This is a genomic window from Acinetobacter bereziniae LMG 1003 = CIP 70.12 (assembly GCF_000368925.1).
Taxonomy (GTDB): Bacteria; Pseudomonadota; Gammaproteobacteria; order Pseudomonadales; family Moraxellaceae; genus Acinetobacter; species Acinetobacter bereziniae.
Window position 1 is genome coordinate 330,595 of sequence record NZ_KB849754.1, and the last position, 9,472, is coordinate 340,066.

A 9,472-nucleotide genomic window follows, 5' to 3' on the forward strand; every position below is an offset into this window, starting at 1 on the left:
TTAGAATCTGTATCAACATTCCAAATAAAGTCTTCTTTAAAGTCAGAATTAAAACCAGTTGTGATGTCTAATTCACTGTCAAAATCCACTAAATCTGAGTTATTAGAAGATTCCTCTAAGGGATTAGAGTTGCACATAAAATACCTGTATTTGTTTTTTAAAACGTCAATGTGATCGTCACGGATATGATACATGGTATATACGAACTAGACCACACGTAATTGTTATTCACGTATGGTCTGGTATATACCTTTTAAGGGAGGGTTTTAGAAAGATAATTGCTGGATTTCTTGATCGTTATCTAAGGTTTTACCCTTAGGTAACTCAGCCTTATAAGCTGGCTCTTCTGGAGGATTAAGCATACGGTTAATTTCATTTAAAAAGTAATCATTACCATCAGGAAGCTTAGATTTTAAATCCAAAAAGGCAGCTTCAATTTTGGTTGTACTGTCCAGCTCGTCAACAAAGCGTTCAACATCCTTGAGATCAAGCGCAAATCTAAACTCATTACGGCCTGGCTCAGTAAAGTGGATGTTCAACGATTCATCTGTTTTACCGCCTTTAGGATCATGGAATACGTTGGTATTCGACATAAAGCGATTGAACTGTTTTGCAACAGATTTCACCGTCACATTAAAGCAGTCTGACCCGTTGTAGTAGAACTCAATACTTGCTTTCTTGTACGGGAAATTAACCTTAGTACCCACATAGTTATTGCGGTTGAAATCAATGTTTACAGGCAATTGATTAAAGAAGTTCGCAATCTCTTTAACTTGCTTAAACGTCACTTGGTTTTCAAGAGAGCTTTCAAACAAGTCAGTTGGTGTATTTGATGGCAATAATAACGCACGGTTACGCATACCATCAGCATCGGTAAATATAACGGTTGAATGTCGTAGATCTAGTGAGCTGACAATCTTATGTGCCTTGAACATATTGCCCGTTAAGGTAATCGCTTGTCGTGTGACATCACCAGACGGCGCTTTCTCAAAATAGGTACGCGTATAACGGGAATAATTGTTTTGTTCAGTAAATAAGTTCACCAAGGGTTGACGATCCTCAACATGACGTCTATTCACATCAGCATAAGAATAAAATTCAGGATTGAAGCGTTTTAGGATAATACGTCCTTTTTCACTCACTGGAGCTACCCAATCCAAGTCTTGCTTGGCATTTTGCATGGTGTAATTGATCAGTGGAACTTTAAACGACTTCTTATCACCAGGGTAAACCAAATCAAGCTTAACCGCATTCGGTGTGATTGCACCTACACGTAACGGCGGTAGGTCTAGACGTAGCAAAGCACCTGTTTTGTGATCTGGCGTCACTTCATCATCAAAAAGACTAGGTTTTGAGATAAGGAACAATAACCCATGCGCTGAATGACCTTCTTTTTCGTTCCTTTCCATAGAACGAGCCAAGAATTTTAGATCCTGAACAATTCGATACATGCGATCAAAGTTAGAGGTCAAAATAGGATCATTGGCAAGATAAACCGCTTCAGCTACTTTTTCAAAAGCATCTGCAGAGTGATCATCAGGTTTACGAAATTGAATATCATCAATGTGTTTTACATTGGCTTCAACAACACCGAAATGATCAAATACTTCGTGTCGATAATCACGAATCACTTCACCACGCATTTGCCCATTTTTGAAAAATAACTTTTGCTTAGCAAAGCCTTCATATTTTTGGTACATCAATGCCTCAAAGTTATAGGCATAGTGTAGTAGTCCGTGTACCGTTTCATTGATGTTTTCATTGATACGTTTAAATTGACGCACCAGATAATCATCACTTTCTTTGAACATGAGTTTTAGATTGTCAGCACGTAATGGCTCAACATGTTCAATGTATTGCAGACCTTCAAAACGCACAGGTAGATCAAAGGTATTGATCTTGGCTGCTTCTGTTTCTGAAGTCACGGTAAAGAAGTTGTCCTTCACTTCAAACTCACGGACTTTTTTAGCTTTCCAGTCTAAAAAGTTGGTCTTGAGAGGGTTACGACCCAACAAGTCTAATTCACGGATCTTATCGTTATAGTCAACAACCAAGTCTTGATAAACCTGTTCTTGCTGACTAATCGGCATCAAAATCAGTTTAGATAGCAACTGGTTCACATGATAGTTTTGCGCCGTGCGATATGATGGTCCTTTTTCATCATCCGAAATATCAATATCAAGTGTGTTCGCCAAGTTTACGTTATTTTTTAAATAGTCCAACGCTACCCGGTTGCCAATGTAGTTGAGCATGTCAGGATAATCGTTTTCGTTAAACTTGGTTTCTGAGTTGGCAGAGACGTTCGCTGATAGGGTAGACAGTTTACGCATCATCATTAAGTGCATACGTGTTTCTGCTGGAATACCCGAATCTACTGTCGTCATAATCGGATGTGATTCTTCACCACGGCGACCCACACGACCGATCATCTGAATCGTATCGGTAGAGTTCTCAGGTTTTTGCAAGAAAAACAACTCACGTTGGCGCAAGTGATCCGATGGAATTGTAGGATCAGGGTTTTTGGCTGCATGTAGAGAAATACCCGTACAACCAGAGCGAGTCACAATAACAACATCGATTTCACCAGATTGGAATTTTGATTGAACCAAAATCTTACCTTGTGTCGTATTGTTCTCTTGTTTATTAACCTTCCATTTGCCGTCTCTTGTTTCCGTTAAGTGGATCTGACGGCCAGAGATTTCATCAATCTTGAAGCCAGCTTTTGTCACCTTGTTACGTAGTACGTCCAAAGGCATCAAAGGTAGGTCAGGGAACTTTTGAATCTTTTCTTTGATACGATCCAAAATGATTTTATACGGACTTACCACTGGATCGCCGTTTTCATTAAATGTCACTTCCGTACTGAGCTTCTTAACGAACGAGTTACCGTAGTTATCTTCAGCTTTCACCACATCGATGCGATCTAACATCACTTCAAGCAAGTCACGGAATTGTGGGAGTTCATCTAAAACAGAAATTTGACTTTGCAGATAGCTACCGCGCTTATATTCAAGCTTAGTCAATTCCTTTTGAATATTTTTCGCTGCTTTTTCATCGCCAGCGTCACGGTTTTCTTTGATCATGAGTTTTTGAAGCTCATTTTCAAGAAATTCAATTTCTGACGATACCGACTTGAAGTTATTAAACGCTTTTTCTTTTTCAGGCGAATCAGCGGTAACGTCTTGCGCCGTATCTGCTTTTAAAATCGCTTCCATGCGACTTTGCATCAAAATGTTGAATAGACTCTCACCCGTATTTTCCAAACCAATCACGGGCTTTCTACCCTCATGTAATGCCTGAATCACAGCATCACTTGTAGAGTCAGTTTTCAATGCCAATAGGAATTGCTTTTGGATCTGGTACATTCGAGATCCAAAGTTCATCACACTCAAACTTAAACGGTTTTTCGGATCGTCTGAATCCTGATGAAAGTCTAAATTGGCAACAGCATCATCATCATTGGCAATGTTTTCTAGCGCATCGAGGCGAATATCTTTAGAAAATTTCACCATGTCCGTCAAGATGTCAGAAAGAACATCTGAGTAATTGTGAAATTTCTTAATTTCCTCTTCAGTTGGCACAAAGGTTTGAATGGTAATGTGCGAGAGATCTTGCTCTCTACGAATCATGGCAGAGCTGTCTACCAAACCTTCAGAAATAAACTCCAAAATTGGACCATCTGCATTATCGATAACCTTTTGTAAGTCATTACGAGATACGGATCGAGGGAACAATTTATGGAAGAATTCAAGATTTTCAGGTTTCTTAATTGCCGATGCAGACTGGAAATTAATTAGATTGGTCTGATCAATAACATCTAAGAAAAATTGACTTGTAGCTGATTTCAAGGATGCTGCACGGTGCGTTTCATCCATCACCAAAACAGTGTCTTGATTAATAAAACGAGTCAATAACGCACGTTTCCGGTTTGGTCGGTTAAATTGGCTATACGTTGCCAATACCAAGTCATGTTGCGCTGGAATATCTTCAATTTCCTTAGGTAGATCTTGGCCAGTGAATAAAACCTCTTCAGTACCAAAGCGGTTAATCACAGCATCCGAGTTAAAGATAAACGGATCTTTAAAGAACTTGTCACTGTCTGTAGCAACAATATCACGCCAAATGTCGTTCAAGAGTTGCGTTGTATCTGTAAGGAAAACAGGGGGCTTTCCTCTTAACGCACTATATCGTAAACACGCAGCTGCAATACGACCTTTACCTAAACCCGTCTGGTCGCCAATAAGCACAGGTAAGTTTTGGTCAAAACGTAAAATGATATGGGCAACCGCATCGACCTGTTCACATGCAAAAGCGGACTTTAGTGCATCAAAATTGTCATATTGCAATTTCTTAGCGACATAGGCATCAACAAGAGTAGGGTAGTTACCATTATCGACTTCAGCTTGGAAATTGATACCCCCAAAACCTAATACATTTTGGATGTGTGTAGTCAATTGAGCATTTGCCTGATTAATCGCTTTAATCTGGTTTTTAGCCACTAAAGCAATTGGCTCAGATGCCATAGACATCGGTATATACTTAACTTGGTATATATTTTCCGGAGTTGGTTCTGTTGTGTTTTCAGCATTAGGAACAGGAACAATCGGCTGTAAATTTGATTGGTCAGATTCAACAGTCGGTTCTTCTTTTTGCTCAGTACCGATCGCTAATTCAGAATTTAACTTAGCAATCTCTTCAGCAGTTAAACCCGGTTCCTGTTTTACTTGCTCTACCGCTGGTTCTTCAGCTGGTGTTTGTTCAGGTGTTTCACCCTCATTGGTCGCCGTGGTATCACCTACTTGAAGATTAACGTCATCGTCAAGGTCTTCATCCAGATTTTGGTTCTCGTGCGGATTCTTTACCTCAGGCACGAAATCATTGTCATTTTCATTTTCAAACGTTGGTGTAGCTTCAGTTGGTGTAGGTACATCATCATCTGAACTGGTTGTTTGCGTACTAACTTCAACGGTTCCGAAGTCAAAAGAAACTTTATTCGGTTTTGATTTAGGTTTACGACCAAACATCGGTTTTGGTTTGACAGCTTCCTCTTGCTTAATCTCTTCTTCTTTAGCGACCACGACTTCATCAAACATAGTGACTGCAGACGTAGGCGTTACACTTGATGCAATATCTTCAAGTGGCGAAACAGGCTGTTCATCACCTAGACTGGCAAACAAATCGTCATTTTCTTTTTCAACAGGCTTAACCTCAACAACAGGTTCAACCACTGGTGCTTGTTGTGCTTGTTGCTCAACTGGAGTCGGAGTAGTTGGCTTGAAGTATAGATCCTTATTCGGATTCAAACGATTATAGATTACGTTATTAGCCCATCCCCAAAGTTCGTCATAGTCCGTAATGACTTTCAACTTATCTGGTACCACAGAAGATTGGTAAGTTTGTAGTAACGCTTGTTCGTTTTTACGATTGCCTACCACTAACATACGAACATTTTGATTAGCGCCGTTTCGTGCATATGCATTGCCGTGGATTTCTACAACCGCCTCAACTTCATAATGCTTATAGAGATAATTAAGTAAATTCTTTGATTTACGCTCAACCGTACCATCTGAAATCTGTTTATCTGAGCCAATAATGAAAACTGAACGCCCTTGATCGTTTCGTGCGTTTAGTGATTTAACCAGAATGGCATGGTCCAATTTATCCGTACTGAACCAGACGTTTTCTGATGGATCTACCAATAATGGGTTTGGATCTACGCCGTTACGCTGTTGAACCAAAATTGGTGCAACACGTTCTAGTTTATCCATAGCACCAAAAGGAGGGTTGGCAATCACATAGTCAACTTTTTGCTTAAACGTTTGCTCAAAATCAATTTGTGTAGCATCTGCAGTAACAACCGTGCATTCATAATTTTGAGTCAGTGCTTTTGTACGTTCAGCACGTTTGGGATCTAACTCAACCGCATAGACAGAAGCATTACGCTCTTGGGTTAATAAACCGATTAAAGATCCATTACCCACAGTTGGCTCGAGCACGGAAAAGTTTTGTTTTGTTCGGTTATCACCCTCAATCAATAAGCGCTGAGCCACAAGTGACATCGGGATTGGAGTCGAATATTGCTGTAACATACGAATCGTATTGTTTCGCATGGTCTTAGTCGGCATGCGATTGTATAACGCTAAACTCGTTTTAAATGAGCTCTCAGTAAAATCAAGCTCACCTAACTTTTCGACCATCACTGTTTCAAGCGCTTCTTCTGCAGTATGGATCTGTTTATCTGTTACCTTGGATACATCAACGTCAGCATTTTTGGCTTGCGTGATTAGAGCTAAAAACTTTAAAAAGTCCTGGTGATTATGGCTCTTTGTTTCATGTTCTAATTGATAGATATAGCCTCTTAAGCATTCTTTTAAATCTTTTTGCTTGGTCGCACGTAAGTACAGACTAGACGGCTGATCATTAGGACCTTCAGGTATTTGCGTACCTTGGGCATTCACGTAAAAACGGTTATGAGCTGAAGCATAGATTTTGTTGCCATCAGAGTTATAACCGAGTGGAGTTGCACTATTCAACGCAACGTTCAATCGTTGTGGCACCAATGTTTTTGCTTGGGCATTGAACAAATCATGCAATTCTTGGCGAGTCGCAAGCACACTACGGATAAATTCTTTTGGAATACCCAAAACTTCATGAAACAGTCTTGGTTTGATCGTTTCATTCAAATTGTATTGATACAAGTGACCGTCAAAGTGAGGATAAGCCTCAAACTTCATCGGTGTAAAACCAATGTTATTCAAATTTTCTTTAGATAGTTTTTTTTGAACGTCCAATAAGAGTAATTGGCTATCCGTCTGGCCAACACGCCGTACATCGAGATATACACCAGCTTGTGATAAGTCGATCCATTTAATTTTTTCGTTTAAATCATGAGTAGTCATAGCGAACCTGAAGAAGAATTATTAAATTTGATTAAAAAGTCATGTCGTTATAGACATCAGAAGTCGCAGCCTTTTCTTGGCTTTTCTTAACATCCATTTCTGGCTGTCTGACTTTCATCATTAACTCTTGTGGATCAGGTAAAAGATCGTGGTTGAAGTTCTTAGATAACGGACTATCGATTGAAGCTTTATGTTGCTGTACATGCTCTACCGTAATTTCTGAAAAGTTCAACGCATTCATACGGGTTTGAGTAAGTTCAACAGGCTCGATAAACGAGACAAAACAATTATTCGAGTTCCGTTGGTGTGGTTGAATAACAATAAACGCTTCAGCAAATTGCTGTTTTGCATGCGTCAATTTATTCATGGTCTGACGATCAACTTGACTTAAAAATTGAGGATTTAAGTCGTGCGGTTTTGGATTGCCGTAGTCATCGGTAAATTGATTCACTAGGGGAGGTGCACCAACACCACGAACACCCTCACCAGTACGTAAATCTATTTCTGGATCTACCTTGCGAAAACCAGCGTGAGGCGTTTTATTGTTGAAAAATTTCTTTAAGAACGTGTCTTTGTAAAGCGCACCTAGTTGTAGTTGTTGGCCATGATAAACCTCAGGCAGTAATTTTTGACTCACCAAGCCAGCGTAAAGACGTTTTAAATTTTGATTTTTTTCTTTGTCTACATCTTCATTGTAGAACACTTTAATTTGTCGATCGCCAAGTAATGCAAACAGGGCAATACGGGCCTGGTCCATAACATAAACGTTCTGAGCCTGTTTATCGAACTGGTCTTTTTCATGCTGGTTGGATGGTACAAAATTTGGATCAAAAGTTGCGGTGTGAAAGTCATTGCCGTTCAAAATATCTTTGATACTTTCAATCGGATCTTTAGCAACCCGATAAGACTTTTTAGTTTTATCAATACCGCCACGTTGCATCAACGGATCTGGCTTAGCGAATTGCTTAACACTTTCACGATCAGCACTGTCATAGGTTGGAATCAATGGGATTGTAGTTAATACAGAACCAGACTCATAGCGCACAACAATTTTTGAAAATGGAATGCGCTCAGGTTGGTTGTCAGTACTATTCGATAAAGATTTAACAAGAAGCTGTAAATTATTTTTAATAATAGCGTTATGAAGTGCTGGAGAATTAATTTTTACATTGGGCACTTGCATATGTGCTGCATCTTCAATGATTTGAGCTTTAACAAAGAAATCGCCGTTTTTTTGTTGATGCACATTGATAGAAGTGACTGCTTTGATTAATTGTGAATTCGGGTTGTTACTCATTACGTTGCACCACTGAGCAACATAAGTTTTATAACCGTCAAGAGATTCGTAGGGTGAGTCAACACATTTGTCAAAACAGATAATTCGACCACGGTTAGCACCGCGATTATGTGTGTCTAATGAAGTACGTTGGTTACGTCCAGAATCAAATTTTGCGTGGACTTCATCTACTGAAACATTCTCAGTATGATGCTTGTTGAGTTTATTAATGATCTTCGTGAATTCTTCAGATGAACTCATTCGTATGCGAACTGGTTCATTGGTAGACATATCAAAGCCGTATGCATACAGCTCGTCTTGTTCATCATGTTTGTAAAATTGATCTACAGTCATGACGATACGTTTAATCGTATTATCACTTTTACTCATTTCTTAAATTCCACGCTTTATATTTTTGATTGCTGGTCATTGACTCAAGCTATTTATAAAATACTACAAAACCTCATTGGTATATACTAAGGAGGCAAATAAAAAATTAAAAAATATATTAAAAAGTTTAAGAGTAAATTTTTAAAAAGAAATTTTTTGTTTATTATCTTTCTAATTAAGGGAAGTTAATTAGGGACATTTTTTATGCTTATTTTTCATGATATTACAGGATTAGTACGGAAAAACACAAATGGTACGAGCGAAAATCAAATTCATTTGAGCGCAAATTGAATTTGAATTTTTAGAAAATAAGGCGTTTTTAGCTGGTTTTTGATGTTTTTATCCACTTTCCTATTAAATTCTATCCACAAATTAAGTTCTTGTATATTAGAATGAATTTAAAAATATGAGTAAAATATTGTTCATTTTTTAGCTTTTTGCAATATTGGAAATTTGCAAACTAGCAAGTGTTGTAAGTCGCTGTTTATAATAAAATTAAATAGAATAAAAAATACTTCCAGCGCAAATTAAATTCATTTGAGCGCAAATTAAATTCAAAACGTTGCGGATAACTTCTCCAATTTCCTGAGAGCCTTGATAATAAAGACTTTCAGATTTTATGAGGAATAGCCCTTATATATGACCCAACGATCGCTATTTAGCTTGTTTTACGACAAATCAATAACTTACGCCATTAGGACGGAAGAAAGTTTACAACCCATTTATAAAAAACTTTCGCTGAGTTCAGACTATAACAGAAAATCAATGAGTTACGCCATTAGGACGGAAGAAAGTTTACATCCACTTATAAAAAACTTTCGCTCGTATTTTGACACAACTATAAATCAATAACTTACGTCATTAGGACGGAAGAAAGTTTACAACCCATTTATAAAAAACTTTCGCT

The 9,472-nt window shown here is 38.3% G+C and carries 2 protein-coding genes; both read right to left on the minus strand.

Going from position 1 to position 9,472, the window contains the following annotated elements:
* Positions 1 to 266 precede the first annotated feature (266 nt).
* The gene (locus F938_RS01730; RefSeq protein WP_005028698.1) at positions 267 to 6,899 is read right to left on the minus strand and encodes a strawberry notch C-terminal domain-containing protein; all 6,633 of its coding nucleotides are present in this window, start codon (positions 6,897 to 6,899) and stop codon (positions 267 to 269) included.
* A 31-nt stretch (positions 6,900 to 6,930) separates the two neighbouring features.
* A complete protein-coding gene (locus F938_RS01735; RefSeq protein WP_005005782.1) occupies positions 6,931 to 8,565 on the minus strand; it encodes a hypothetical protein in 1,635 nt (544 codons plus the stop codon).
* Between the last annotated feature and the right edge of the window lie 907 nt (positions 8,566 to 9,472).